Source organism: Capillimicrobium parvum, from assembly GCF_021172045.1.
GTDB lineage: Bacteria > Actinomycetota > Thermoleophilia > Solirubrobacterales > Solirubrobacteraceae > Capillimicrobium > Capillimicrobium parvum.
The window spans coordinates 1,612,125-1,637,536 of the sequence record NZ_CP087164.1; the positions used below are offsets into that span (position 1 = coordinate 1,612,125).

Below are 25,412 nucleotides of genomic sequence, written 5' to 3' on the forward strand. Positions count from 1 at the left end.
GGCTCGGTGATCGCGCACATCGGGTTCGAGGTCTCCGATCTCGAGCGCTCCGCCCGCTTCTACGACGCAGTGTTCTTCGCCCTCGGCGTCCGGCGGCTGCACGAGGCGCCCGCGGCGATCGCCTACGGCGTGATGGAGCCGGCGTTCTGGATCGTCAACCGCGCGCGCCCGCCCGCGCCCGGCTACGGCCACGTCGCGCTGCGGGCGAGCGGCCGCGCGGCCGTGGACGCGGCGTTCGGCGCCGGGGTGGCCGCGGGCGGACGCAGCGACGGCCCGCCCGGCCCGCGGCCGCAGTACGGGCCGCGCACCTACGCGGCCTACCTGCTCGACCCCGACGGCCTGCGCGTCGAGCTCGTCGCCGGGGCGGACGGCTGAGCGGAGGCGGCGCCAGGCCGATCAGGAATCGAGAAGCGCCCTCCGGGAGGCCCTCCTAGAGTGCCCGCCATGGAGATCACGCAGGCGCCCGGGCCGAACGTCGCCGACAACCACGATCTCATCCGCGTGCACGGCGCGCGCGTGAACAACCTCAAGGACGTCAGCGTCGAGATCCCCAAGCGCCGGCTGACGGTGTTCACCGGCGTCTCCGGCTCGGGCAAGAGCTCGCTGGTCTTCGGCACGATCGCCGCGGAGTCGCAGCGGCTGATCAACGAGACCTACAGCGCGTTCGTGCAGGGCTTCATGCCGACGCTCGCGCGGCCCGAGGTCGACGTCCTCGAAGGGCTGACGACCGCGATCCTCGTCGACCAGCAGCGGATGGGCTCCGACGCGCGCTCCACGGTCGGCACCGCCACCGACGCCAACGCGATGCTGCGCATCCTCTTCAGCCGGCTCGGGCAGCCGCACATCGGCTCGCCCAACGCGTTCTCCTTCAACGTCGCCTCGGTCCGGGCGAGCGGGGCGTTCACGGTCGAACGCGGCGCCGGCAAGACCGTGAAGCGCACCTTCTCCCGTACCGGCGGCATGTGTCCGCGCTGCGAGGGCCGGGGCTCGGTCACCGACTTCGACCTGTCCGCGCTGTACGACGACGGCAAGTCCCTCAACGAGGGCGCGCTCACGATCCCCGGCTACAGCATGGACGGCTGGTACGGGCGCATCTTCCGGGGCTGCGGCTTCTTCGACCCGGACAAGCCGATCCGCAGGTACAAGAAGGCCGAGCTTCACGACCTGCTTCACAAGGAGCCGACCAAGATCAAGGTCGACGGCATCAACCTGACGTACGAGGGCCTGATCCCGAAGATCCAGAGCTCGATGCTTTCCAAGGACGTCGACGCCCTGCAGCCGCACATCCGCGCGTTCGTGGAGCGCGCGGTGACGTTCACCGCCTGCCCCGACTGCGGCGGCACGCGGCTCAGCGAGGCGGCGCGATCGTCGAAGATCGACGGGATCAGCATCGCCGACGCCTGCGCGATGGAGATCCGCGATCTCGCCGGGTGGGTGCGCGGTCTGGACGAACCGTCGGTCGCGCCGCTGCTGGCCGCGCTGCAGCAGACGCTCGACTCGTTCGTCGAGATCGGCCTCGGCTACCTCAGCCTCGACCGCCCCTCGGGCACGCTGTCGGGCGGCGAGGCGCAGCGCGTCAAGATGATCCGCCACCTCGGCTCGTCGCTCACCGACGTCACGTACGTCTTCGACGAGCCGACGATCGGGCTGCACCCCCACGACATCCAGCGGATGAACGACCTGCTGCTACGGCTGCGCGACAAGGGCAACACCGTGCTGGTCGTGGAGCACAAGCCCGAGACGATCGCGATCGCCGAGCACGTCGTCGACCTCGGCCCGCGCGCCGGCACCGAGGGCGGCCAAGTGGTGTTCGAGGGCACGGTCGACGGGCTGCGGGCCGGCGGCACCCTCACCGGCCGCCATCTCGACGACCGGGCCTCCCTGAAGGGATCGACCCGGAAGCCGACGGGAGTCCTCGAGATCCGCGGCGCGAACCGGCACAACCTGCAGGACGTCGATGTCGACATCCCGCTCGGCGTGCTGGTCGTCGTCACCGGGGTCGCGGGCTCCGGCAAGAGCTCGCTGATCCACGGCTCGATCTCCGGCCGCCCGGGGGTGGTGGCCGTGGATCAGACCCCGATCAAGGGCTCGCGGCGCAGCAACCCGGCGACCTACACCGGGCTGCTGGACCCGATCCGCAAGGCGTTCGCCAAGGCCAACGGCGTGAAGCCGGGGCTGTTCAGCTCCAACTCCGAGGGCGCCTGCCCGAACTGCAACGGCGCGGGCGTCATCTACACCGACCTGGCGATGATGGCGGGCGTCGCCACGGTCTGCGAGGAGTGCGAGGGCAAGCGGTTCCAGGCGGAGGTCCTCGAGTACCGGTTCGGCGGCAGGGACATCAGCGAGGTCCTCGCGATGTCGGTGGACGAGGCCGGCGAGTTCTTCGGCGCCGGCGAGGCGCGCACGCCGGCGGCCCACAAGATCCTGCAGCGGATGGCCGAGGTCGGGCTCGGCTACCTGCGGCTCGGGCAGCCGCTGACCACGCTGTCCGGCGGCGAGCGCCAGCGGCTCAAGCTGGCCACCAGCATGGCCGAGAAGAGCGACCTCTACGTCCTCGACGAGCCGACCACCGGACTGCACCTCGCGGACGTCGAGCAGCTGCTCGGCCTGCTCGGCGGGCTCGTCGACTCCGGCAAGTCGGTGATCGTCATCGCGCACCACCAGGCGGTGATGGCGCGCGCCGACTGGATCGTCGACCTCGGCCCCGGTGCCGGGCACGACGGCGGCCGGATCGTCTTCGAGGGCACTCCCGCCGAGATGGTCGCCGCCCATAGCACCCTCACGGGCGAGCACCTCGCGGCCTACGTCGGGGCCTGACCGGAGCCCCGCCGGCCGGACCACGGCGGCGGCGGCGCGACGTACGATCTCGTCGTGACCGGTCGACCCGCCTCGGCGCAGCGCCTGCGCGACCTGGAGCGGCTGCGCCGCGTCCGCGACCGGATCGACCGCGAGTACGCGCAGCCGCTGGACGTCGAGGCGCTCGCCCGCGATGCGCACATGTCGGCCGGGCACTTCAGCCGCGAGTTCCGGCTCGCCTACGGCGAGTCGCCGTACAGCTACGTCATGACGCGGCGCATCGAGCGCGCGATGGCGCTGCTGCGGCGCGGCGATCTCAGCGTCACCGAGGTCTGCTTCGAGGTCGGCTGCTCGTCGCTGGGCACCTTCAGCAGCCGGTTCACCGAGCTGGTCGGCATGCCGCCGAGCGCCTACCGGCGCGACGCCGCGCGCGCGACCGCGGGGATGCCGCCGTGCGTCGCCAAGCAGGTGACGAGACCGGTCAGGAATCGAGAAGCTCCGGCGCCGAGCCGGACGTAGTGTGGCCGCCATGGACATCACCATTCACTCAACCTTCCTGCCCCACGACGACCCCGAGGCGTCGCTGGCCTTCTACCGCGACAACCTCGGCTTCGAGGTCCGCAACGACGTGGGGTACGACGGGATGCGCTGGATCACCGTCGGCGCCCCCGCGCAGCCCGGCACCTCCATCGTCCTCACGCCGCCGGCCGCCGACCCCGGCATCACCGACGACGAGCGCCGCACCATCGCCGAGATGATGGCCAAGGGCACCTACGCCCACCTCATCCTGGCCACCGAGGACCTCGACGCCGCCTTCGAGCACCTGCAGGCCAACGGCGCCGAGGTCGTCCAGGAGCCGACCGAGCAGCCCTACGGCGTCCGCGACTGCGCCTTCCGCGATCCGGCGGGCAACCTGATCCGCATCAACCAGCTCGGCTGAGCCGCCCGCCGGTCGCGCCGCCCACCCGGGGAGGGCAGGAAGCGCCCTTGTGGCGGCGCCCGGCGCATGGGAAGGTCTCGGGAAGGCGGTCCCGAGAGGGTGCGCAGCGACATCGCACACCTCACCAAGGAGATCCGATGACCGTTGCCACCGAAGCGCCCGTTGTCGAGCTGGAGCAGGTCCGTCGCGAGATCCGCGCGATGTACCGCGAGGTCGCCCGCGATCCGGCCGGCGACTTTCACTTCGAGATGGGCCGCGGCCTGGCCGAGCGGCTGGGCTATCCGGCGCCATGGCTGGACGCGGTGCCGGCGCAGGCGCTGGCGTCGTTCGCCGGGGTCGGGCACATGATCGATCTGGCCGAGCTGGCGCCCGGCGACCATGTCGTGGACCTGGGCAGCGGCTCGGGCACGGACGCGTTCGTGGCCGCGCACCTCGTGGGCCCCGGCGGGGGCGTGACGGGCGTGGACATGACCGAGCATCAGCTCGGCAAGGCGCGCACACAGCGCGACCTCGCCGGGATCGACCACGTCGTGTTCGTCAAGGGCTACGTCGAGGAGCCGCCGGTCGAGGCCGGCAGCGCCGATGCGGTGATCTCCAACGGGGTGTTGAACCTGGTGCCCGATAAGGCGCGCGCGTTCGCCGCCGCCGCCCGGGCGCTGCGTCCGGGCGGGCGCCTGGCGCTGGCCGACATCGTCAGCGCGCGCGAGCTCAAGGCGCGGACGCGGGCCAACACCCAGTTGTGGGCGGCGTGCATCGCGGGCGCCGTGCCGCTGGAGCGCTACCTCGACGGCATCCGCGTCGCCGGCCTCACCGTCGACGAGGTCCGCGTGAACCACCAGTACCGCTTCGTCTCCCAGCGAGCGCTCGACGCCGCCGACACGTACGGCGTCGTGAGCGTCTCGATCCGGGCGACGAAGCCGAAGTAGGGAAGGCATCGGAGTCGCCCGGCGTCCTCCCTTTCCAACCACCCCACAAGGAGCACCACCACCATGCAGCTCTACGCCATCCGCCGTCGCAACGCCTGGAAGACCCCCGCCGAGCTCCAGGCCACGGCGGAGCGCTCGGCCCGCGAGGGCGACAAGACCCCGGACCAGGTGCGGTGGATCCGGTCCTACGTCGTCAACGAGGACGACGGCACCCTCGGCACGGTCTGCATCTATGAGGCCGCCAGCCCGGAGGCGATCCGCGACCACGCGGCCCGCACCGACATGCCGGCCGACGAGATCACCCCGGTCGCCGACACGGTCGTCGTGCGCCCCGACCCGGAGACCGCGGGCACCGCCGCCTCGTAGCGGTCCAGCTGCCGGTGCCGCCATGAGCCAGGAACGCCACCGCCTGCGCGTGCTCACCACGCTGCTGTTCACCGACATCGCCGGCTCCACGGAGCACGCGGCTCTGCTCGGCGACCGCCGCTGGCTCGACGTGCTCAACGCGCACGACGAGCTGATCCGCGAGGAGGTGAGGGGCCACGGCGGCAACGTCATCAAGCTCCTGGGCGACGGGGCGCTGGCCACGTTCGGCGCTCCGTCACCCGCGCTCGCGGCCGCGGAGTCGATCAGCACGCGGGCGCTCGACGAGCTCGGCCTCGGGATCCGGTCGGGCGTCCACAGCGGCGAGTGCGACCTCGTCACCGGCGACGTCCGCGGCCTCGCGGTCCACGTCGGCGCCCGGGTCGCGGAGCTCGCCGCTCCGGGCGAGGTTCTCATGACCGGCACCGTCGCGGACCTGCTGATCGGTGCCGGCCACGACCTCGCCGATCGCGGCGAGCGCGTGCTGCGCGGCGTCCCCGGCCGCTGGCGGATGCTCGCGCTGCGGGCGCTGGCCGGCACGATCGCGCCCGTCGGGACGTTGTCGGAGGCGGCGTGAACCGGGCGGGCTGACGTCGTGGACTGCGTCGACGTCCTTCTGCTCGGCGCGTTCGCCGTGACGGTCGACGGCGCGGCGGTCGCGCCGCGCGACTGGCCTCAGCGGCGCGCGAGCGACCTCGTCAAGCTGCTCGCGCTCGCGCCCGGGCACCGGCTGACCCGTGAGCGCGTGCTCGACGCGCTCTGGCCGCACCTCGCCCCTGAGGCCGCGGCCGCCGCGCTGCACAAGGCCGCGCACTACGCCCGCCGCGCGATGGGCGACCGCGACGCCGTCGTGGTCGGCGGCGGCACCGTGGCGCTCGCGCCCGACGCCGCCGTGACGACCGACGCCGAGCGCTTCGAGGCGGATGCCGCCGCGCCCTACGGCGGCGAACTGCTGCCCGGAGACCTCTACGAGGAGTGGACCCGCGAGGCGCGCGAGCGCCTTCGCGCCCTGCATGCGGACCGCCTGCGCGCGGCCGGGGCGTGGGAGGCGCTTCTCGCCGAGGACCCGGCGGACGAGGAGGCACACCGCGCGCTCATGCGCCAGGCCGCCGCCTGCGGGGATCGTGCCGCGGCGGTGCGGCGCTTCCGCGCGCTGCGCGAGGAGCTCGCCCGTCTCGGCGCCCAGCCGTCGGCCGAGTCGCTGAAGCTGTATCGCGACGTGTCGCGCGGCCCGGCGGTGACGGCGCCGGTCGCGCCGCCCGAGCCGATGTTCGGGCGCGCGCCGACTCTGGCGGTCGCGCTGGACCGCCTCGACGTGGCCGACGCCGGCCGTGGCGGCGTGCTGCTGCTGTGCGGCGAGTCCGGCAGCGGCAAGACGCGAATCGCCGAGACGGTGCTCGCGGCCGCGGCGGGCCGGCGCTGGCACACGCTGCGCGGCACCGCGATCGCCCACCGCGGGGCGCTGGGCGCCGTCGTGCAGGCCGTCGCCGCCCTGCTCGCCGAGCGTCCCGACCTCCTCGCGCACCTGTCGGCGGCCGCGGTCGCGGACTTCCGCGGCGCCGCGGTCCCCGGCGCCCCGGCGATCGGCGAGCTGCTCGCGTGCGCCGCCGAGGAGCGCGGCTGCGCGCTGCTGCTCGACGACCTCCACGCCGCCGACGAGGCGACCGTGCGCCTGGTCGAGGAGCTCGCCGCGACGGCGCCGGGCCACCGCCTGCTCGTGATCGCCGGCTGGCGGCCGTCGGAGGGCTCGTCGCATCTCGAGCGGGTCGCCGCGGCGCTGGAGGATCAGCGGCTGGCGGCCGCGGTGCGCATCGAGCCCGCCGAGCGCTCCGCCGTCCCCACGACCCGCTACGCGGTGTCGTCCGACGGTGCGCGCATCGCCTACCAGGTGCTGGGGGAGGGGCCGCCGGACATCGTGCTGGTCCCGGGCTTCGTCTCGAACGTCGAGCACGGCTGGGAGATGCCGGCCGCGCGCCGGCTGTTCCAGCGCCTGGCTGCCCGCGGCCGGCTGATCCTGTGGGACAAGCGCGGCAACGGCCTGTCGGATCCGGCCGGCCGGGCGCCGGGCCTGGACGAGCGCATGGAGGACCTGGCCGCCGTGATGGCCACCGCGGGCAGCGAGCGCGCCGTGCTCTTCGGCGTGTCCGAGGGCGGCCCGATGAGCATCCTCTTCGCGGCCGAGCACCCGGGGGCGGTCGAGGCGCTCGTGCTCTACGGCACGGCCGCGTGCTTCTACCGCGACGCGGACCACCCGGCCGGCTGGCAGCCCGAGGTCGCCGAGCGGCTGGCCGACCGCCTCTACGAGCACTGGGGCACCGGCGCGCTGCTGCGGATCTTCGCGCCGAGCTGCGCCGGCGACCCGCTGAGCCGCGAGCTGTTCGGCCGCTTCCAGCGCGCCGGCGCGAGCCCGTCGATGGGCCGGGCCACCGTCGAGGCGATGCGTGACATCGACCTGCGGCCGCTGCTGCCCTCGGTCCGCGCGCCGACCCTCGTCGTCCATCGCCGCGGAGACCGGATGATCTCGGTCGAGGGCGCCCGCCAGGTGGCGGGCGGCATCCCGGACGCCGTGCTCGTCGAGCTCGACGGCGACGACCACTTCCCGTGGCTCGGCGACACCGACCCGCTCACCGCGGAGATCGAGACGTTCCTCGACGAGCTCGTCAGGCGGCGATCGCCGTCGCCCGCCGCCGCGCGCCCGTGATCACCGCCGCGATGTGGGCGGCGTCGGCGCCGACCCCGCCGATCATGTGGGAGGTGCGCCGGTGCTGGAACGGCAGGCCGAGCGCGTACAGCCCGGGGACGCGCGTGACGCCGCGGCGGTGGACGAGCTCGCCGTCGGCGTCGGTCGCGCCGTCGGGCAGCCAGTCGTAGCGGCGGCCGAAGCCCGTCGCCCACAGCACCGTGCCGATGCCGGCGGGGCGCAGGTCGAGCTCGGCGGGCCCGGGGGCCAGATCCAGCGCGGCGGGCCAGGCCGACGGGGAGCCGGCCTGCGCGTCGAAGCGCGCGAGCAGCCGGCGCATACGCGCATCGGCCGCGCGGGCGGACTCGGGCAGGTCGGCCGCGAAGCGCGCCCGCGATCCCGCCCAGCCCAGCAGGCGCCCCGCGAGGGTCACCCCCGCGTCGCGCAGGACGCCCAGGTCGAGCCGCTCGCCGCCCCGCGCGCCCGTGAGTACGAGGCTCGCCGCGCGGCGCGCGGCCGCCGGATCGCGGACCTCGTCGATCGTGCGCTCGAGCTCACCGATCCGGCCGAGCCACGTCCACGCGTCGATCCCCCGGTGGCGGCGGATCATCCGCGCGTGACGGCCGGCGGCGAGGACGACCTCGCGGCCGGCGCGCCGCAGCTCCAGGGCGAGCTGCTGGCCGGTCGGTCCCGCGCCGACGACGAGGACGCCGCCGTCGGGCAGCGCGCCCGGCGACCGGTACGCCGCGGCGTGCAGCGAGAGCACGCCGCGCGGCACGGCGGCCGCGCTCTCCGGCAGCCGCAGCCGGTCGGCGGCGCCCGTGGCCACGACGACCCCCTCGGCCCGCCAGGTGCCGCCGTCGGTCTCGACATGGAACGCGCCGCCGCGGCGGCGCACCGCGTGGACCCGCGTGCGACCGATCACCGGTGCGGCGAAGGACGCCGCGTAGGCGCCGAGCCGGGCGATGAGCTCGTCGCGCGTCATGAAGGCATGCGGGTCGGCGATCGGCGCGTCGCCGGGCAGGCGGCTGAGCCAGTTCGGCGTCAGCAGCGTGAGCGAGTCCCAGCGGCCGGTGCGCCAGCGCTCGCCGACCCGGCCGCGCTCGACGAGCACGTGATCGCGCCCGGCGAGCGTCAGCTCCCGGCTCAGGGCGAGGCCCGCCTGGCCGGCGCCGACGATGAGCGTGTCCGTGCGCGGCATGGCTCAGTGCAGCTCCGGGTCGCGGCCGAGCGCGGCACGCGCGACGAACTCGTGGGCGCGGTTGGCGCCGAGCGGATGCATGAACCCGATCGCGCGCACGTCGCGCAGCGCCCGGGCGATCGGATGGCCGGACCGATAGGCGGCGCCGCCGGCGAGCGCCATCGCGCGGTCGACGACCCGCGGCGCGGCCTCGCCGACGAGCGCCTTCGTCGCCTGCGCCTCAGCGAACAGCGCGTGGATCTCCGTCGCCGTGCCGGCGTCACGCGGCCGGCGGTCGTGATGGTCGTCGATGAGCATCGCGGCGCGGCCGAGCGCGCCGCGCGCCGCGGTGAGGTCGAGCTCGCTGTCGGCGAGCAGCGTGCCGGCCCGGCCGTGCGTCGCGGCGCCGTTGCCGCCGGCCAGCGCCGCGAGCGCGTTGGCGTGGGCGGCCTCGGCGATCCCGAGCGAGGCGGAGGCGTGAAACAGCCCGGCGGTGAGGTTGCGGTCCATGTAGCCGGTGGCGTCGCCGGCCGGGAACCCGCCGCGCAGCGCGCCGGCGGGCAGCTCGACGCGGTCGAACGTGACGGTGTGGCTGGCGGACGCGCGCATGCCGAGACCGTCCCAGTCGTCGTGGACTCGCACCCCAGGCGCGTCGGCGGCGATCTGGGCGTAGCCGTAGCGCTCGGCGCCGGCCTCGTCGGCGAACGTCACGGCAGCGTAGAAGTGCGTCGCGGCGGCGGACATCGTGCAGAACGCCTTGCGCCCGTCGACGCGCCATCCGCGCTCGGTGCGCGTGGCGACGGTGGCGGGCCGCGTGAGGTCCTGGCCGTGCTCGCTGATCGCGGCGGCGAGCACGACGCCGTCACGGACGGCGGCGGCCAGCGACGACCCGAAGGCCGCGGCGCGGCGGGCGTCGCCCGCGGCCTCGGCGATCTGCCGGCGGCGCACCATGCTCAGCACCGCGACGAGGTGCATGTTCGTGCCGATGGCGACGGAGGCGTCGCCGCGGGCCAGGCGCGACGCGGCGACGACGACGTCGTGGACGGACGCGACGCCGAGCCCGCCCAGCTCGGGCGGCACGGGCGCGGCGAGGTAGCCCGCGGCACGCAGCGCATCGAGCGCGGCCACCGGGTAGGCGGCGCGCTCGTCATGGGCGCCGGCGGATGCGGCGAGGTGTCCGGACAGGGTCTCGGCGAGGCCGACGAGGCGAGCGCCGGCCGGGGTCCTGGCGGTGAGGTCGAGGGGCATCGCGATCGTCTCCTTCGGTCGGTGCAGGCGGCCCGGGCCGGCGCGCGGCCGGCCCGGGAGATCCGCCTCACGCGGCGTCGACCTCCACGTCGACCGGCACCCCGTGGGTGACCATGTCGTAGACGGCCGACCGCGCCCGGCCGCGCGCGACGACCTCGCGCAGCTTCTCTGCCGGGGCGTCGCCCTCGACGCGGAACGCCACGCGGATGCTCGTGAAGCCGTTGCGATGGCGGTCGTCGAGCCCGAGCGCGCCCTGGACGTCCATGTCGCCCTCGAGCACGGACTCGACGCTCGTGAGGCGCACCTTGCGCGCGGCGGCGACGTAGACGATCGAGGTCGTCAGGCACGCGGCCAGCGCATGCAGCAGGTGCTCGGCCGGGTTCGGGCCGGTGTCGGTGCCGAGCAGGATCGCCGGCTCGCCGGCGTCCACGGCGAACGCCGCCTCACGGGAGGTGTCCTCGCCGCCGGCCGCGTAGAAGCCCTGGATCGTCGAGCGGTTGTGGGCGCCGTCGATCCAGCGGTTGCGGGCCCGGAAGGTGAACTTCGCGAGCTCCGGCTGCTGCTTGAGCAGGTCGAGCGTGCCGAACATCTGCTCGGTGTCCACGCCGTTGCGGACGCGCTCCTGGACCTGGGTCATGTCGGTCCCTCCTGGTGTCGGCGGGGCGGCCCGCCGGATGGTTGGTGGTGTCGACGGGGACCCTCGCGACCCGGGCTTCCCAGAACCTTCCGAGGCGACGATCCGGCTCGCGGTGCATTGCAGGATCGGCGCATGCGCATCGACATCCGGATGCTCGGAGGGTTCGAGGTTGAGGTCGACGGCGCGCCGGTCGGGGCCGCCGCGTTCGAGCAGCGCCGCGGCGCCGATCTCGTCAAGCTCCTCGCCATCGCCCCCGCGCATCGCCTGGCCCGCGACCAGGTCGTCGAGCGGCTGTGGCCGCAGCTCGCGCCGGAGGCCGGTGCCGCGAACCTGCACAAGGCCGCCCACCATGCACGCCGGGCGCTCGGCGCCCGCGACGCGGTGGTGCTCGCCCAGGGCATGGTCTCGCTGGCTCCCGACGGGCAGGTGACGACCGACGTCGAGCGCTTCGAGGCCGGCGACGACGCCGCGTACCGCGGCGAGCTGCTGCCCGACGATCGCTACGAGGCGTGGTGCGCCTCGGCGCGCGAGCACGTCCGCGCCCTGCGGCTCGAGCGCCTCCGGGCCGCAGGGCGCTGGCACGACGTGCTGGCCGACGACCCGGCGGACGAGGAGGCCCACCGGGCCCTCATGCGCGCCGACCTGGCCGCCGGCAACCGGGTCGCGGCGTCGCGCCGCTTCGGCGAGCTGCGCGATGAGCTGGCACGGCTCGGGCTGCAGCCGTCGGAGGAGACGCTCGAGCTGCACCGCGAAGCGGGGCAGGGCGAGGCCGTCGTGGCGGCGCGGGCGCTGCGCGGGCCGGTGGTCGGGCGCGACGCGCAGCTCGCCGAGGCGGTCCGCGCGCTGCGCCTGGCCGGCGAGGGCCAGGGCATGACGCTGCTGGTGACCGGCGCCGCCGGGATGGGCAAGACGCGCTTCGCCGAGGCGCTGCTTCAGGGCGCGGAGCGCCGCGGCATGCACACGCTGCGGGGTACGGCGCGCAGCGCGGAGGTGCCGGTGCCGTACCTGCCGCTCGTCGAGGCGCTCGACCCCCTGCTGTTGCGACGGGGCGACCTGCTGGCGCGGCTGGGGGCGGGCTCGCGCGGCGCGCTGGCGATGCTGACTCCCGCGGCGGGGACGACCGGGGCCGAGGCGCCCGTGCAGCGCCATCACCTTCTCACGGCGATCGCCCACCTCCTGCGGGAAGCCGCGGGCGAGCGCGGCCTCGTCCTGGTCCTCGAGGACCTGCACGCCGCCGACGACGCGACGCTGCGGCTCGTGGACTTCCTCAGCGCGGCCGCGCGGCGCGAGCCGCTCGTGGTGGTCGCGACCGCGCGCCCCTCGGCGGGGCCGAGCGACGCGCTGTGGCGCTCGCTCGTCGAGCGCCGGGCGGCGAGGGAGGTCGTCCTCGGCCCGCTGGACGCGGACGCGGTGCGGACCATCGCCGTGCGCGCGGCGGGCGCGGATCTCGGGGAGGACGCCACGGCCGCGCTCGTCGAGGCGGCGGCCGGCAACCCGTTCTACGCGCACGAGCTCGCCGCCGCGGCCGGCCCGGGCGGCACACTGCGCGTCCCCGAGCGGCTGCAGGACCTCGTCGACGCGCCGCTCGCCACCCTCGAGCCGTTGGCGCGCGGGCTCCTGCCCGCGCTGAGCGTGCTCGACGACGGGGCCCGGGCGGACGACCTCGCCGCCGTCGCGGGCACCGGTACGGCGGACACCGCGCACGGGCTGGCCGCGGCGGCGGCCGCCGGCGTCCTCGAGCAGGACGGGGCCGGCGGCTGGGGATTCCGGCACCCGCTGCTGCGCGAGGCGGCGCTGCGGCGGGTCGACGGCGCCGAGCTGGCGGCCACCCATGCCCGCGCGGCCGACCACCTCGCGCAGGCCGGCGGCGCGCCGGAGCGCATCGCGCACCACCTGCTCGAGGCCGGCCGCGGCGAGGACGCCGTCGCGTGGCTGCAGGCCGCCGCCGCCCGTGCCGCGAGCGTTGCGGCCTACGCGGACGGGCGGCGCTGGGTGGAGCAGGCGCTCGCGCACGCGCGGCCCGAGGACCAGCCGGCGCTCTACGCGCTGCTGGGCGACCTGCGCTTCGCGACCGGCGACCGCGCCGCGCTCACCGCATATGCGACCGCCATGCGCCGCGCCCCCGAGGGCACCGCCGCCGACCTGCGCATCAAGCAGGCCCGGGCGGCGGTGGCGCTCGGGGACCTCGAGACCGCCGAGCGCGCGCTCGACGGCCTGGCGCCCGGCGGCCTGGCCGAGGCTCGGGCCGAGGTCGTGCGCGCCATGGTCGCGTGGCATCGCGGCGACATCGACGCGGCGGAGCGCCATGTCCACCGCGCGGGCGAGTTCGAGGAAGCCGGCGGCGATGAGGTCGAGATGCTCACCGACGTGCGCGCGATGGTCGCACACGCGAGCGGGCGGTTCGAGACGCACATCGCATGGGAGCTGACGGAGTCCTGGCACGTCCCTCAGCTCGCCGGTCGCGTCTTCGACGCGTACCTGTGCGTCACGGAGTACGCGCTGCAGGCGGCCAGTCCGTACGACCAGCTGATCGCCTTCGCGCGCGACCTCCACGCGCAGGCCGAGCGCTCCGGGGCGCGCCGCGGACAGGCCTTCTCCGCCACCGTGCTCGGCGAGGCGCTGCTGTTGACGGGCGACGTGGAGGGGGCGCAGCGCAGCCTGCGCGAGGCGATCCGCATCAGCCGGGAGGTCTCGGCGGTGGGCGGCGAGGCCCTCGCCCGGGCGCGGCTGGGGGAGGCGCTCGCCGCCGCCGGAGATCCGGTGGCGGCCATCGCCCAGCTCGAGGAGGCGCTCGAGCTGTCGCGTGCGACGCCGCTCGCGGTGCACCTCCTGTACATCGTCTACGCGGCGCTCATCGCCACGCACGCCGACCCCGCCGTCGCCCTCGCGACGGTCGACGTCGCGGAGGTGGTCCTCGCGGACCAGCAGGGCTGCCGGTTCTGCCCGCTGTTGTTCGACATCGCTGCCGCCAGCGCGTGCGCCCGCGCCGGCGACGTGCGTCGCGCCGCGGGCTTCGTCGACGCCGCGGTCGAGGCGTCCCGGGTCTGGCCGCCGGGCCTGTGGTCGCCCGCGATCAGCGAGGCCCGCGCCGACGTCGCGCTCGCCGCCGCCGACCGCGCCCAGGCCGAGGTGCTGCTGCGCCGTGCCGTCGACGGGTACGCGACGACCGGTCAGCGGCTGCACGAGGCGCGCGCGGCGGCGCGGCTGGACGGGCTCGACGCCATCGTCCCGACGGCGGGGTGACGGCGCGCCGGCCGGGGCGCGCAGCAGGCCCACCGGCCAACTTCGGACCGCTTGTCTCCGATACGGTCCGACCCAGGAAGTTTGCCGCCGTCATCACAAGGAGCACCTGAACCACATGCCCGTACGCGTCGGGATCAACGGCTTTGGCCGCATCGGCCGCAACGTCTTTCGTGCCGCGCAGGCGAAGAACGCGGACATCGAGTGGGTCGCCGTCAACGACCTGACGGACGCCAAGACGCTCGCTCACCTGCTCAAGTACGACTCGACCTACGGGCCCTACCGGGGGACGGTCGAGGCCGAGGGCGACGCGCTCGTCGTCGACGGCAAGCCGCTGCGGGTGCTGGCCGAGCGCGACCCGGCCGACCTGCCGTGGGGCGATCTGGGCGTCGACGTGGTCATCGAGTCGACGGGCTTCTTCACCAAGCGCGCGGCGGCCGCCAAGCACATGGACGGCGGCGCGAAGAAGGTCATCATCTCCGCGCCGGCGACCGACGAGGACATCACGGTGTGCCTCGGCGTGAACTTCGACCAGTACGACAAGGCGTCCCACGACGTCATCTCCAACGCGTCGTGCACGACGAACTGCCTCGCGCCGCTGGCGAAGGTCGTCAACGACACCGTCGGCATCAAGCACGGCCTGATGACGACGATCCACGCGTACACGGCCGACCAGAACCTGCAGGACGCGCCGCACAAGGACCTGCGCCGGGCCCGCGCCGCCGCGATCAACCTCGTGCCTACGTCGACGGGCGCGGCGAAGGCGGTCGGGCTCGTGCTGCCCGAGCTCAACGGCAAGCTGCACGGCTTCGCGGTCCGCGCCCCCGTCCCGACCGGCTCCGTCGTCGACCTCACCTTCGAGGCCGACCGTGCGACGACGGTCGAGGAGATCAACGAGGCGCTGAAGACCGCGGCGGAGGGCCCGCTGAAGGGCATCCTGCGCTACACCGACGAGCCGCTCGTCTCCACGGACATCGTGGCCGATCCGCACTCGTCGATCTTCGACTCGGGGCTGACCGCCGTGCTCGACGGGACGCTCGTCAAGGTCGTGTCCTGGTACGACAACGAGTGGGGCTACTCCAACCGAGTCGTCGACGTGGCGCAGAAGGTTCTGTAGTGGTTCGTCTCGCAACCATCGGCCTGGAAGGTGGGTTGTCGGCGCCGCCAGGCAAGGACGCAGACCCGAAGGAATCCCTCTGGGATTTCGAGTGGTCGAGGACGCAGCGTGGCGGTGATCGACGGCCCGCATTCCGGGTCGATGGTTGCGGGACGGGCCACGAGTGAAGACGCTCGACGACCTCGACGTCGGGGGCAGACGCGTCCTGGTGCGGGTCGACTTCAACGTCCCGCTCCAGGACGGCGCGATCACGGATGACACGCGGATCCGGGGCGCGCTGCCGACGCTGCGCGAGCTGCGCGAGAAGGGCGCGGCGCAGGTGGTCCTCGTCTCCCATCTCGGCCGCCCGAAGGGCGCGCCCGATCCTAGGTACTCGCTCGCCCCCGTCGCGGCGCGGCTGAGCGAGCTGCTCGGGACCGACGTCGCGTTCGGCGACGACGCGCCCTCGGACGCCGAACTCGTTCTGCTCGAGAACATCCGCTTCGAGCCGGGGGAGACGAAGAACGACCCCGAGCTCGCGCGGCGGCTCGCGGCGCGCGCCGACGTCTACGTCGACGACGCGTTCGGCGCGGCGCACCGCGCGCACGCCTCGACCGACGGGGTCGCGCACCTGCTGCCCCACGCGGCGGGCCGGCTGCTGCAGCGCGAGGTCGAGACGCTGACCGGCATCCTCGCCGACCCCCGCCGGCCGTTCGTGGCCGTCGTGGGCGGGGCGAAGGTGACCGACAAGATCGGCGTCCTGCGGCGCTTCCTCGAGGTGGCCGACCGCGTGCTGATCGGCGGGGCGATGGCGTTCCCGTTCCTGCGCGCGCAGGGCCACGCCGTCGGCGCCTCGCTGTGCGCGGCTGACGACGTGGAGGCCGCTCGGGGGCTGGTCGGCGACGACAAGCTCGGCCTCCCGGTCGACCTCGTCCTGGGCCGCGAGTTCTCCGCGGACACCGAGACGCGCGAGCTCGACGGCGTCGACGTGCCCGACGGCTGGATGGGCCTCGACATCGGGCCGCGCAGCGCGCAGCTGTACGCCCAGGAGATCGCCGGCGCCGGCACGGTGTGCTGGAACGGGCCGATGGGCGCGTTCGAGCTCGCGCCGTTCGCGGCGGGCACGAAGGCGGTGGCCGAGGCGGTCGCCGCGAGCCCGGCGACCACGGTGGTCGGAGGCGGCGACTCGGTCGCCGCGGTGGTGCAGTTCGGTCTGTCGGATCAGGTCGACCATGTCTCGACGGGCGGCGGAGCCTCGCTCGAGCTCATCGAAGGCAAGCAGCTCCCGGGCGTGGAGGCCCTTTCATGAGCGACGATCGCACTCGGACCCCGTTCATCGCGGGCAACTGGAAGATGCACAAGACCATCGCGGAGGCCGAGGCGTTCGTCGCCGGGCTCCTGCCGCGCGTCGCGGACGCCGATGGCGTCGAGGTCTCGCTGTGCGTCCCGTTCACGGCGCTGCAGGCGGTCGTCGACTCGACCCGCGGCTCGCGGGTGGAGGTCTACGCGCAGAACATGCACGAGGCCCCGGAGGGCGCGTTCACCGGCGAGGTGTCGGCGGCGATGCTCACCGAGCTCGACGTGCACGGCGCGCTGCTCGGGCACTCCGAGCGCCGCCAGTTCTTCGGCGAGAACGACCGCGCGCTCCAGCAGAAGGTGCCGGCCGCGCTGGCGGCCGGGCTCAAGCCGATGCTGTGCGTCGGCGAGACCGAGGAGGAGCGCGAGGCGGGCGACACCGAGCGCAAGCTCCGCCACCAGGTCCAGGAGGGCCTCGAGAAGGTCCCGCTCGAGCGGCTGGCGGAGGTGACGATCGCCTACGAGCCGATCTGGGCGATCGGCACCGGCCGGGTCGCGACGCCCGACCAGGCGCAGGAGGCCATCGCGTTCGTCCGGGCGCTCGTCGCCGGGTTCGACAAGGAGGCCTCCGAGCAGGTGCGCGTGCTCTACGGCGGATCGGTGAAGGCCGACAACGCCGCCGAGCTCCTGGCGCTGCCGGACGTCGACGGCGCGCTCGTCGGCGGGGCGTCGCTGGACCCGGCGTCCTTCGCGGCCATCGTCGACGCGGCGCGGGGCGCGGCGTGACGGAGACCGTCCCGGCGGTCTGCCTCGTCGTCCTCGACGGGTGGGGTCTGGCCCCCGACGGCCCGGGCAACGCGATCTCACAGGCGGACACGCCGGTGATGGACCGGCTGTGGGCGACGTATCCGCACGCGCAGCTGCGCACGAGCGGCCCGGACGTCGGGCTGCCGCCCGGGCAGATGGGCAACTCGGAGGTCGGCCACCTGAACCTCGGCGCGGGCGCGGTCGTCAAGCAGGACCTTCTGCGCATCGACGAGGCGCTGGCGGCGCGCGAGTTCCCGGGCGTGCTGCGCGAGGCGATGCGCGAGTCCGAGCGCGTGCACCTCATCGGGCTCGTGTCCGACGGCGGCGTGCACTCCTCGATCGAGCATCTCGAGGCGCTCGTGGAGCTCGGTCGGTCCGAGGGCGTCACCGACCTCGTCATCCATGCCTTCACCGACGGGCGCGACACGCTGCCCCACAACGGCGCGGCGTACCTGGACCGGGTCGCCGGATGGGACGGCGTGCGGGTCGGCTCGGTCGTCGGCCGCTACTTCGCGATGGACCGCGACCGGCGCTGGGAGCGCGTGCGGCAGGCCTACGACCTGCTCGTCCACGGCACGGCCCAGCACCACGTCGAGGCGGCGGGCGACGCGGCCCGCGAGGCCTACGCGCGCGAGGAGACCGACGAGTTCATCACCGCGACGACGGTCGGCGCCGAGGCGCGCATCCGGCCGGGCGACAGCGTCATCGCGTTCAACTTCCGGCCCGACCGGATGCGGGAGATCACGCGGGCGCTGGCGGACCCCGGCTTCGCGGAGGTCGACCGGCGCGGCGCGGAGCCGGTGGAGCGCTACGCGACGATGACCGAGTACGAGGAGGGCTGGCCGTACCCCGTCGCCTTCCCGCCCCACCGGCCGGCGGCGACGCTCTCGGCGATCGTGGCGGCGCGCGGCCTCCGGCAGCTGCACGTCGCGGAGACCGAGAAGTATCCGCACGTGACGTACTTCTTCGGCGGCGGCGAGGAGACCCCGTACGCGGGCGAGCGGCGCGAGCTCGTCGACTCCCCGCGCGACGTGCCGACCTACGACCACAAGCCGGCGATGAGCGCGCCCGAGGCGGCGCGGGCGTTCGTCGGCGCGTGGCGCGAGGACGGGTTCGGCTTCGGGATCATCAACTTCGCCAACGCCGACATGGTGGGCCACACCGGCGTGATTCCCGCGGCGGTCGAGGCGGTCGAGACGGTGGACCGCTGCCTGGGCGAGGTGGTCGAGGCAGTGCGTTCGTCGGGCGGCGTGTGCATCGTCACGGCCGACCACGGGAACGCCGACCACATGCTCGAGCCCGACGGCTCGCCGAACACCGCCCACTCGCTGAACCCGGTGCCGCTGATCGTCACGCTCGACGGCGTGCGGCTGCGCGAGGAAGGCATCCTCGCCGACGTGGCGCCGACCGTGCTGGCGCTGCTCGGCATCGAGCAGCCGCCCGAGATGACCGGGAGGTCGATGATCCGATGATCGCCGCGTACGCCCAGTCGATCTCCGACGACGACCCGCTCTCGGGCCTCGTCGTCGGTGAGCGGCCCGACCCCGAACCGCCGGCGGGGTGGACGACGGTGCAGGTCCGCGCGGCGGCGCTCAACCACCACGACCTGTGGTCGCTGCGCGGGCAGGGGCTGCGCGCGGACCAGGTGCCGATGATCCTCGGCACGGACGCCGCGGGCGTCGACGAGGACGGCAACGCCGTGATCGTGCACTCGGTCATCAGCCGCGACGACTGGCGCGGGGACGAGACGCTCGACCCGAAGCGCTCGCTGCTGTCCGAGGTGCACCAGGGCGCCATGGCCGAGCGGGTGATGGTGCCCAGGCGCAACCTCGTGCCGAAGCCGGACGCGCTGTCCTTCGAAGAGGCGGCGTGCCTGCCGACGGCGTGGCTGACCGCCTACCGGATGCTGTTCGTCAAGGCGCAGGCGCAGCCCGGGCAGACCGTGCTCGTGCAGGGCGCGACGGGCGGCGTCGCCACGGCGGCGGTCGCGCTCGGGCGCCAGGCGGGGCTGCGGATGTGGGTGACGAGCCGCGACGAGGAGAAGCGAACGCGTGCGGTGGAGCTCGGGGCCGATGCGGCGTTCGAGACCGGCGCGCGGCTGCCCGACCGCGTCGACGTGGTGCTCGAGACGGTGGGCGAGGCGACGTGGAGCCACTCGCTGCGCTCCCTGCGGCCCGGCGGGACGCTGGTCGTGGCCGGCGCGACGAGCGGGTTCGGCCCCTCGGCCGAGCTGCCGCGCCTGTTCTTCCTCCAGCTCAACGTCCTCGGCTCGACGATGGGAACGCGCGACGAGCTGGTGCAGCTCGTGCGGCTGCTCGAGGTCAGCGGGCTGCGGCCGGTCGTCGACCGGGTCCTGCCGCTGGCCGACGCGCGCGAGGGCTTCGCCGCGATGGCCGCGGGCGACCTGGTCGGCAAGGTCGTGTTCACGCCGTGAAGCGCCTGACGCTTCGCCGCGATGGCCGCGGGCGACCTGGTTGGCAAGGTCGTGTCACGCCGTCAAGCGCCTGACGCTCGCCGCGTTCTGACGGCTTGCGGGGGGATCGTCGTCAAGCCGAAGGAGGAGGCGGCGGCCCGCCGGCTCCGGACTGGGTCAGGGTCGTATGGGGAGCCGGCGGACCGCCGCGGTGCGTCCTGGGGGAGGATTCGCACGGGCATCCTCACTCGGGTACCTCAAGCCGAGGTCAAGATCGGGTGAAAGGTTCCTGATCCCGATACCGTGGCGCGCATGAAGGAGATCCTCCCGGGCGTCCAGCACTGGTCGGCGACCCATCCGGGCATCGGCAAGCTGGTGCACTCCTACGCGGTCGGCACGACGCTGATCGACCCGCTGCTCGGTCCGGACGGTCTCGACGCGCTGCCCGGCCCGGTGTCCCAGATCCTCCTGACCAACCGGCACCACTACCGGTCGAGCGGGGAGATCGCCGAGCGCTTCCGCTGTCCCGTGCGCTGCCACCACGCCGGGCTGCACGAGTTCGCGGGGACCGACCGCGTCGTCGAGGGCTTCGAGTGGGGCGACCGCCTGGCGGACGACGTCGTCGCAGTGAAGCTCGACGCGATCTGCGACGAGGAGACGGTCCTGCACATCGCGGGCGGCGACGGGGCGCTGGCGTTCGCGGACGGCCTGGTCGAGTGGGAGGGCCGGCTGGGCTTCGTGCCGGACTTCCTGCTCGGCGACGATCCGCAGGACGTCAAGGCGCGCCTGCACGAGGGCCTGTCCGCGCTGCTGGACCTCGAGTTCGACACGCTCCTGCTCGCCCACGGCGAGCCGGTGGTGGGCGGCGGCAAGGACGCGCTGCGCCGGTTCCTGGCCGGCTGACCGCGCCCGCGCGTCCGCCCCTGGACAACTCGTTGTGCGGACAACGACTCTGTTTGCTACGGTCCGACCGCGCGCGCGATGACGGCCCCGACCTCGCCCCATCTCCTCACGCCGACCGAGCTTCGCGCCTGGCGTGGCTTCCTGCGCGTGCACTCGACGCTCGTCAAGGCGCTCGACGGCGAACTCGAGCGCGCCCACGGGTTGAGCCTCACGTCCTACGAGGTGCTCATGTTCCTCGGCGACGCGCCCGAGGGCCAGTTGCGCATGCACGACCTCGCCAGCAACGTCCTGCTCAGCCGCAGCGGTCTGACCCGCCTGGCCGACCGGCTCGAGCGCGACGGCCTCATCGAGCGTCATCCGTGCGAGGACGACGCCCGCGGCTCGTTCGCGGTGATCACCGATCTGGGCCGCGGCCGGCTGCAGGCCGCCCGCGCGACGCACCTCGACGGCGTGCGCCGCCACTTCCTCTCCCACCTCTCGCCCGAGGACCAGGACCGCCTGGGCGAGACGTGGGAGCGCATCGCCGGCTGAAGCGGCGCAGTCCGGTTCGCGGCCGACCTGCCGGCCCGGCGTGTGGCCGTCCATGCCCGCTCAGCGGGCACGGACGGCCGACCGTCCGCGCGCGAACATAAATATCGCTAAGCGAGCACGAGAAGACTTGACACGTCGAGGCTGAGATTTCTATACTGCGCGCCATCAGGTACCCGCCAATCACAGGAGGCCACCCATGGCACTTGTCCGCTGGGAGCCGGTGACCATGAACCGGCTGTTCACGAACCTCTTCGACACCCCGACCGGCGCTGCTCCGTCCGTGTCGCGCTGGGTCCCGGCGATGGATCTCGCCGAGACGCAGGACGCGTACGTGCTCCGCGCCGACCTGCCGGGCCTGTCGCCGGACGACGTCACGATCGAGCTCGAGCATCGCGTCCTCACGGTCTCCGGCGAGCGCCGGGCCGAGGAGGCCGCCGAGGGCACCGGCTGGCGCCGGGTCGAGCGCAGCTTCGGTGCGTTCAAGCGGTCGCTCACGCTGCCCGAGGGCATCGACGCCGGCGCGGTCGCCGCGTCGTTCGACAACGGCGTGCTCACCGTCACCATCCCGAAGCCCGAGGAGCGCAAGCCGCGCCGCGTGTCCATCGCCGTCGAGGGCGCGCAGCCCAAGGCGATCGAGGGCTCCGAGGCCGAGTAGGGGAGGCAGTAGCGTGCGAGCGCGTGATCAGCGCGCTCGCCATCCTCTCGCGCGACCCCGGCTCGCAGGCGCGGGCCGGGGTCCTGCGCACCGCCCACGGCGAGGTGCGCACACCCGCCTTCGTCCCGCTCGCCACGAAGGCGACCGTGAAGGGCCTAGAGCCCCGCGACGTGGCCGGCCTCGGCTACGACATGGTGCTCGGCAACACCTTCCACCTCTTCCTCGAACCGGGCCATGAGCGCATCGCCCGCTTCGGCGGGCTGCACCGCTTCATGCGCTGGGACGGCCCGATCATCACGGACTCCGGCGGCTTCCAGGTCTTCAGCATGGGCCACGGGACGGTGGCCGACGAGATCAAGGGCCGCGCGCCGCAGGGCGCCGACCGCTCCGGCGCCATCCTCGAGATCGCCGAGGAGGGCGTGCGCTTCAAGTCGTACATCAACGGCGACGAGCGCTTCATGGCGCCCGAGACGTCGATGGAGGTCCAGGCCGCGCTCGGCTCCGACCTCGCGCTGGTCTTCGACGAGTGCACGCCGTTCCACGCCACCCGCGACTACACGGCCCGCTCGACCGAGCGCACGCACCGCTGGCTGCGCCGCTGCCTGGACTGGCACGCCGAGCACGGGCCGCCCGAGCAGCTCGTCTTCGGCATCGTCCAGGGCGGCGTCCACGACGACCTGCGCCGCGAGTCGACCGAGATCGTCGGCACGAGCGAGGTCGACGGCGTCGCGATCGGCGGCTCGCTCGGCGAGACGAAGGCGCAGATGCACGAGGTCGCCGGCTGGTCGACGCAGGTCCTCGACGAGGTCGCCCCGGACAAGCCGCGCCACCTGCTCGGCATCGGCGAGGTCGACGACCTGATCCGCGGCGTCGAGCTCGGCATCGACCACTTCGACTGCGCCATGCCGACGCGCATCGCCCGCCATGGCATGGCGCTCGTGCCCGACCCCGAGCGGCGCTGGCGCGTCGACCTCACGGGCGCACGCTTCAAGGACTCCGACGAGCCGATCCTCGACGGCTGCCCGTGCCCGTGCTGCGCCGCCGGCTTCAGCCGCGGCTACCTGCGCTACCTGCTAAAGGCGCGCGAGCTGACGGGCATGCGGCTCGTCACGCTGCACAACCTGGCGTTCGTCTCCCGGCTCATGACCGATCTGCGGGAGGCGATCCTGCAGGGGACGTTGCGCGAGGTGGCCGCCGCCTTGCGGACCGGCGCGGCGCCGGGGCTTTCCAGAAGCGCGGCGTGAGCCGGGAGAGCTCGTCGAGCTCCTCGCGCAGCCCTTCGATCATCGACCAGACGTCGGGCACCATCTCGCGGTCGGCGACGATGCCGAAGTCCAGATGGTCGAGGTAGCTCATGACGGTGATGTTCAGCCCGACGCCGTCGGTGATCACGGACACCGGGTAGTGCGCCTCGAGCCGCGCGCCGGCGCAGAACAGCGGGACGCGCGGGCCCGGCACGTTGGAGATGATGAGGTTCAGCGGCGGCCGCCGGCCCGCCAGCACCGAGAGCGTCGTCCGCGCGGCACGGGCGGCGACCGCGGGCGGGATGAAGCGCGTGACGTCGGTGAGCAGGTCGGCCGGCAGGGCGCGATGGCGGTCCTTGGCCGTCAGGAGCGTGTCGTGCGTGCGCTCCAGGCGCCGGCGCGGGTCGGGCTCGTCGGTGGCGACCGGAACGACCATGACCGACACGCGGTTGCCGAACGTGCCCGACTGCTCCGGTGAGCGCACCGAGACCGGCACCATCGCCAGCAGCGGCTCCGCGGGAAGGGCGTCGTGGTCCATGAGCCAGCGCCGGACGGCGCCCGCGGAGATCGAGACGACCACGTCGTTGACCGTGAAGCCGTACGCGTTCTTGATCTCCTTGACCGCGTCGAGCGAGAGCCGGCCGAAGGCGAAGCGCCGGTGCGGCGAGATCGGCCCGTTGAACGGCGTGATCGGCGCCGGCGCGGTCGGGAACTCGAGGACGTCGTGCTGGGGGCCGGGGACGATGCGCTGTGCGACGCGGCTGAGGATCCTGAGGCCGGGGAGGTCCCGGGTGCCGGGCAGCGCGCGCAGATAGGGCAGCGTCCCCGGCACGGCCCGCAGCGCCCGCAGCGGCTGCAACGGGAGGTTCGCGATGCCGCGGGCGAGCATCTCGGCCTCGGTCGGCTCACGCTCGGCCGGCGACGGCTCCGGGGGCGGGACGTCGCGGCCCTCGGGCGATGGGTCGAGCAGCGCGGTCAGGATCTCGGCGCCCGAGACGCCGTCGACCACCGCATGGTGGATCTTCGTCAGCATCGCGACGCGGCCGTCCGGCAGGCCGTGGATGAGGTAGAGCTCCCACAGGGGCCGCGAGCGGTCCAGCGGCCGGGCGACGATGCGGGCGACCTGCTCGGCCAGCTTGTCGTCGCCGGCACCGGGCGGCAGCGCCAGGTCGCGGACGTGGAAGTCGAGGTCGAAGTGGGGGTCCTCGATCCACGACGGGTAGTCGAGCCCGAGCGGCACGTTGACGAGCTTCCAGCGCATCGGCGGCAGGAGCGGCAGCCGCTCGCTGACCAGCCGGCTCAGGTCCGCCACGTCGAGCGTGCCGGACGGCGTCGTCGACGGGTCCAGGATCGCCAGCCCCGAGACGTGGCCGACCGTCCGCGGGCTCTCGATGGCCAGGAACTGCGCGTCGAGACTGGTCAACTGCCGCATGTCACCCTCCTGCTCGCAGGCCGGGTATCCGGCTGCGACGTGAAGCTACCGCGTTCGCGCGCAGTTGGGAGAGGGCGCCGCGCCTACGCCGACGGGGACCGCGGCGACAGCGGCCCCGAGCCGGGCCCCCGCGCCTACGCCGACGGGGGCCGCGGCGACAGCGGTCCCGAGCCGGGCCCCTGGGGGTTGGCCTCGGCGATGCCGATCGCCTCGCGGACGTCCTTGCGGCGCGCCGCGCCGAGCCCGATGAGCGGGTTGAGCACCCCGCGCCCCCAGAGCGCGAGTCCGACCCACTTCGGCGCGTAGACCCGCCGCGCCCGGGTCTCGACGCCGGTGACGATCGCGGCGGTCGCATCGGCCAGCGGCGCCGGCTTGCCGATCAGCCCGCCGGCCTGCGTCGCCGGGTGCCGCTGGGCCTCGCGCACCATGTCGGTGTCGATGAACGAGAAGTAGGCACAGCCCACGGCGACGCCCTTGTGGGCGAGCTCGCCGCGCAGCGCGTCCGCGAACGCCTCGACCGCCGCTTTGCTCGCCGCGTACGGCGCCATCATCGGCGCGTGCATCGCCGCGGCCAGCGAGGCGACCGGCAGGATGTAGCCGCGCCGGTCGATGACGTGCGCCAGGGCGGCATGGACCGTGTGGTAGACGCCGAGGACGTTGACCTCGATCGTCCGTTCGAACGCGGCGGGGTCGAGCGTCGTCACGGTGCCCATCGGCGAGATGCCGGCGTTCGCGATCACCACGTCGATGCCGCCGAAGCGCTCGGCGGTGCCCGCCACGGCGGCGTCCATCGCCGCCCGGTCGGTGACGTCGGCCTCGAACCACGCGGCGCGGTCGCCCAGCTCGCCGGCCAGCGCGGCGAGGCGCTCGGGCTCGAGGCCCACGAGCGCGACCTGCGCGCCACGGCCGTGCAGCTCGCGCGCCGCCGCCGCGCCGATCCCACGGGCGGCGCCGGTGACGAGCACGACCTTGCCGGACACCGGGTAGCTCGTGCGGCGGGCCATCGGCGGGCGAGACTACTCCAC

23 protein-coding genes are annotated in these 25,412 nt (G+C 74.3%); 18 read left to right on the forward strand and 5 right to left on the reverse strand.

The features are described 5' to 3' along the window. The first annotated feature begins 6 nt into the window (after positions 1–6). The 8 genes from DSM104329_RS07935 to DSM104329_RS07970 all read left to right on the forward strand — a co-directional run bounded on the left by DSM104329_RS07935 (position 7) and on the right by DSM104329_RS07970 (position 7,726). Positions 7–375 (forward strand): VOC family protein, encoded by a 369-nt coding sequence (locus tag DSM104329_RS07935; protein ID WP_259314862.1) that lies wholly within the window; start codon positions 7–9, stop codon positions 373–375. Between the two features lie 69 nt (positions 376–444). After that, on the forward strand, positions 445–2,817 hold the full coding sequence (locus DSM104329_RS07940; RefSeq protein ID WP_259314863.1) for an excinuclease ABC subunit UvrA: 2,373 nt from the start codon (positions 445–447) through the stop codon (positions 2,815–2,817). A 54-nt stretch (positions 2,818–2,871) separates the two neighbouring features. Then, positions 2,872–3,315 carry a helix-turn-helix transcriptional regulator gene (locus tag DSM104329_RS07945; protein WP_259314865.1) on the forward strand — a complete coding sequence of 148 codons (444 nt, stop codon included), beginning with the start codon at positions 2,872–2,874 and terminating at the stop codon, positions 3,313–3,315. Positions 3,316–3,325: 10 nt separating this feature from the next. After that, entirely contained in the window at positions 3,326–3,736 is a 411-nt protein-coding gene (locus tag DSM104329_RS07950; RefSeq protein ID WP_259314867.1) for a VOC family protein, read from the forward strand. 137 nt (positions 3,737–3,873) lie between these two features. Beyond that, a complete protein-coding gene (locus DSM104329_RS07955) occupies positions 3,874–4,662 on the forward strand; it encodes a methyltransferase domain-containing protein (protein ID WP_259314868.1) in 789 nt (262 codons plus the stop codon). 63 nt (positions 4,663–4,725) lie between these two features. Next, positions 4,726–5,028, forward strand: a complete 303-nt coding sequence (locus DSM104329_RS07960; RefSeq protein WP_259314870.1) for a DUF4242 domain-containing protein — start codon at positions 4,726–4,728, stop codon at positions 5,026–5,028. Positions 5,029–5,050: 22 nt separating this feature from the next. Next, positions 5,051–5,602 (forward strand): adenylate/guanylate cyclase domain-containing protein, encoded by a 552-nt coding sequence (locus DSM104329_RS07965; RefSeq protein WP_259314871.1) that lies wholly within the window; start codon positions 5,051–5,053, stop codon positions 5,600–5,602. Between the two features lie 18 nt (positions 5,603–5,620). Then, positions 5,621–7,726: an alpha/beta fold hydrolase gene (locus DSM104329_RS07970; RefSeq protein WP_259314872.1), complete on the forward strand. Its 2,106-nt coding sequence runs from the start codon at positions 5,621–5,623 to the stop codon at positions 7,724–7,726. Here the strand turns inward: DSM104329_RS07970 and DSM104329_RS07975 are convergent. From DSM104329_RS07975 to DSM104329_RS07985, 3 genes are all read right to left on the reverse strand, one after another. Beyond that, positions 7,686–8,906: an NAD(P)-binding domain-containing protein gene (locus DSM104329_RS07975; protein WP_259314874.1), complete on the reverse strand. Its 1,221-nt coding sequence runs from the start codon at positions 8,904–8,906 to the stop codon at positions 7,686–7,688. The two genes, DSM104329_RS07970 and DSM104329_RS07975, sit on opposite strands and share 41 nt — an antisense overlap. A gap of 3 nt (positions 8,907–8,909) precedes the next feature. After that, a complete protein-coding gene (locus DSM104329_RS07980) occupies positions 8,910–10,133 on the reverse strand; it encodes an acyl-CoA dehydrogenase family protein (protein ID WP_259314876.1) in 1,224 nt (407 codons plus the stop codon). A 67-nt stretch (positions 10,134–10,200) separates the two neighbouring features. Further along, complete coding sequence (locus tag DSM104329_RS07985) at positions 10,201–10,770, reverse strand: OsmC family protein (RefSeq protein ID WP_259314878.1); 570 nt, start codon at positions 10,768–10,770, stop codon at positions 10,201–10,203. Positions 10,771–10,902: 132 nt separating this feature from the next. Between DSM104329_RS07985 and DSM104329_RS07990 the strand changes: the two genes are divergently transcribed. The 10 genes from DSM104329_RS07990 to tgt all read left to right on the forward strand — a co-directional run bounded on the left by DSM104329_RS07990 (position 10,903) and on the right by tgt (position 22,955). Beyond that, the gene (locus DSM104329_RS07990) at positions 10,903–14,013 is read left to right on the forward strand and encodes an ATP-binding protein (RefSeq protein ID WP_259314880.1); all 3,111 of its coding nucleotides are present in this window, start codon (positions 10,903–10,905) and stop codon (positions 14,011–14,013) included. Between the two features lie 115 nt (positions 14,014–14,128). Then, on the forward strand, positions 14,129–15,127 hold the full coding sequence (gene gap / locus DSM104329_RS07995) for a type I glyceraldehyde-3-phosphate dehydrogenase (RefSeq protein ID WP_259314881.1): 999 nt from the start codon (positions 14,129–14,131) through the stop codon (positions 15,125–15,127). A gap of 163 nt (positions 15,128–15,290) precedes the next feature. Then, the gene (locus DSM104329_RS08000; protein WP_259314884.1) at positions 15,291–16,415 is read left to right on the forward strand and encodes a phosphoglycerate kinase; all 1,125 of its coding nucleotides are present in this window, start codon (positions 15,291–15,293) and stop codon (positions 16,413–16,415) included. Beyond that, the gene (gene tpiA / locus DSM104329_RS08005; protein WP_259314885.1) at positions 16,412–17,188 is read left to right on the forward strand and encodes a triose-phosphate isomerase; all 777 of its coding nucleotides are present in this window, start codon (positions 16,412–16,414) and stop codon (positions 17,186–17,188) included. Before DSM104329_RS08000 ends, tpiA begins: the two co-directional genes overlap by 4 nt. Continuing rightward, complete coding sequence (gpmI, locus tag DSM104329_RS08010; protein ID WP_259314888.1) at positions 17,185–18,681, forward strand: 2,3-bisphosphoglycerate-independent phosphoglycerate mutase; 1,497 nt, start codon at positions 17,185–17,187, stop codon at positions 18,679–18,681. The genes tpiA and gpmI overlap by 4 nt, the downstream gene beginning before the upstream one ends. Then, positions 18,678–19,643: a zinc-binding dehydrogenase gene (locus DSM104329_RS08015; RefSeq protein WP_259314889.1), complete on the forward strand. Its 966-nt coding sequence runs from the start codon at positions 18,678–18,680 to the stop codon at positions 19,641–19,643. Before gpmI ends, DSM104329_RS08015 begins: the two co-directional genes overlap by 4 nt. Before the next feature lie 291 nt (positions 19,644–19,934). Further along, on the forward strand, positions 19,935–20,525 hold the full coding sequence (locus tag DSM104329_RS08020) for an MBL fold metallo-hydrolase (RefSeq protein WP_259314891.1): 591 nt from the start codon (positions 19,935–19,937) through the stop codon (positions 20,523–20,525). Positions 20,526–20,603: 78 nt separating this feature from the next. Beyond that, positions 20,604–21,056: a MarR family winged helix-turn-helix transcriptional regulator gene (locus DSM104329_RS08025; protein WP_259314892.1), complete on the forward strand. Its 453-nt coding sequence runs from the start codon at positions 20,604–20,606 to the stop codon at positions 21,054–21,056. Positions 21,057–21,252: 196 nt separating this feature from the next. Beyond that, positions 21,253–21,711: an Hsp20/alpha crystallin family protein gene (locus DSM104329_RS08030; protein WP_259314893.1), complete on the forward strand. Its 459-nt coding sequence runs from the start codon at positions 21,253–21,255 to the stop codon at positions 21,709–21,711. Positions 21,712–21,734: 23 nt separating this feature from the next. Continuing rightward, entirely contained in the window at positions 21,735–22,955 is a 1,221-nt protein-coding gene (gene tgt, locus DSM104329_RS08035; RefSeq protein ID WP_259314894.1) for a tRNA guanosine(34) transglycosylase Tgt, read from the forward strand. On the opposite strand, the gene DSM104329_RS08040 is transcribed toward tgt, so the two are convergent. Together DSM104329_RS08040 and DSM104329_RS08045 are read right to left on the reverse strand one after the other, a co-directional pair. After that, the gene (locus DSM104329_RS08040) at positions 22,852–24,387 is read right to left on the reverse strand and encodes a WS/DGAT/MGAT family O-acyltransferase (protein ID WP_259314895.1); all 1,536 of its coding nucleotides are present in this window, start codon (positions 24,385–24,387) and stop codon (positions 22,852–22,854) included. The genes tgt and DSM104329_RS08040 overlap by 104 nt on opposite strands. A gap of 134 nt (positions 24,388–24,521) precedes the next feature. Next, the gene (locus DSM104329_RS08045) at positions 24,522–25,391 is read right to left on the reverse strand and encodes a short-chain dehydrogenase/reductase (protein ID WP_259314897.1); all 870 of its coding nucleotides are present in this window, start codon (positions 25,389–25,391) and stop codon (positions 24,522–24,524) included. Positions 25,392–25,412 lie beyond the last annotated feature (21 nt).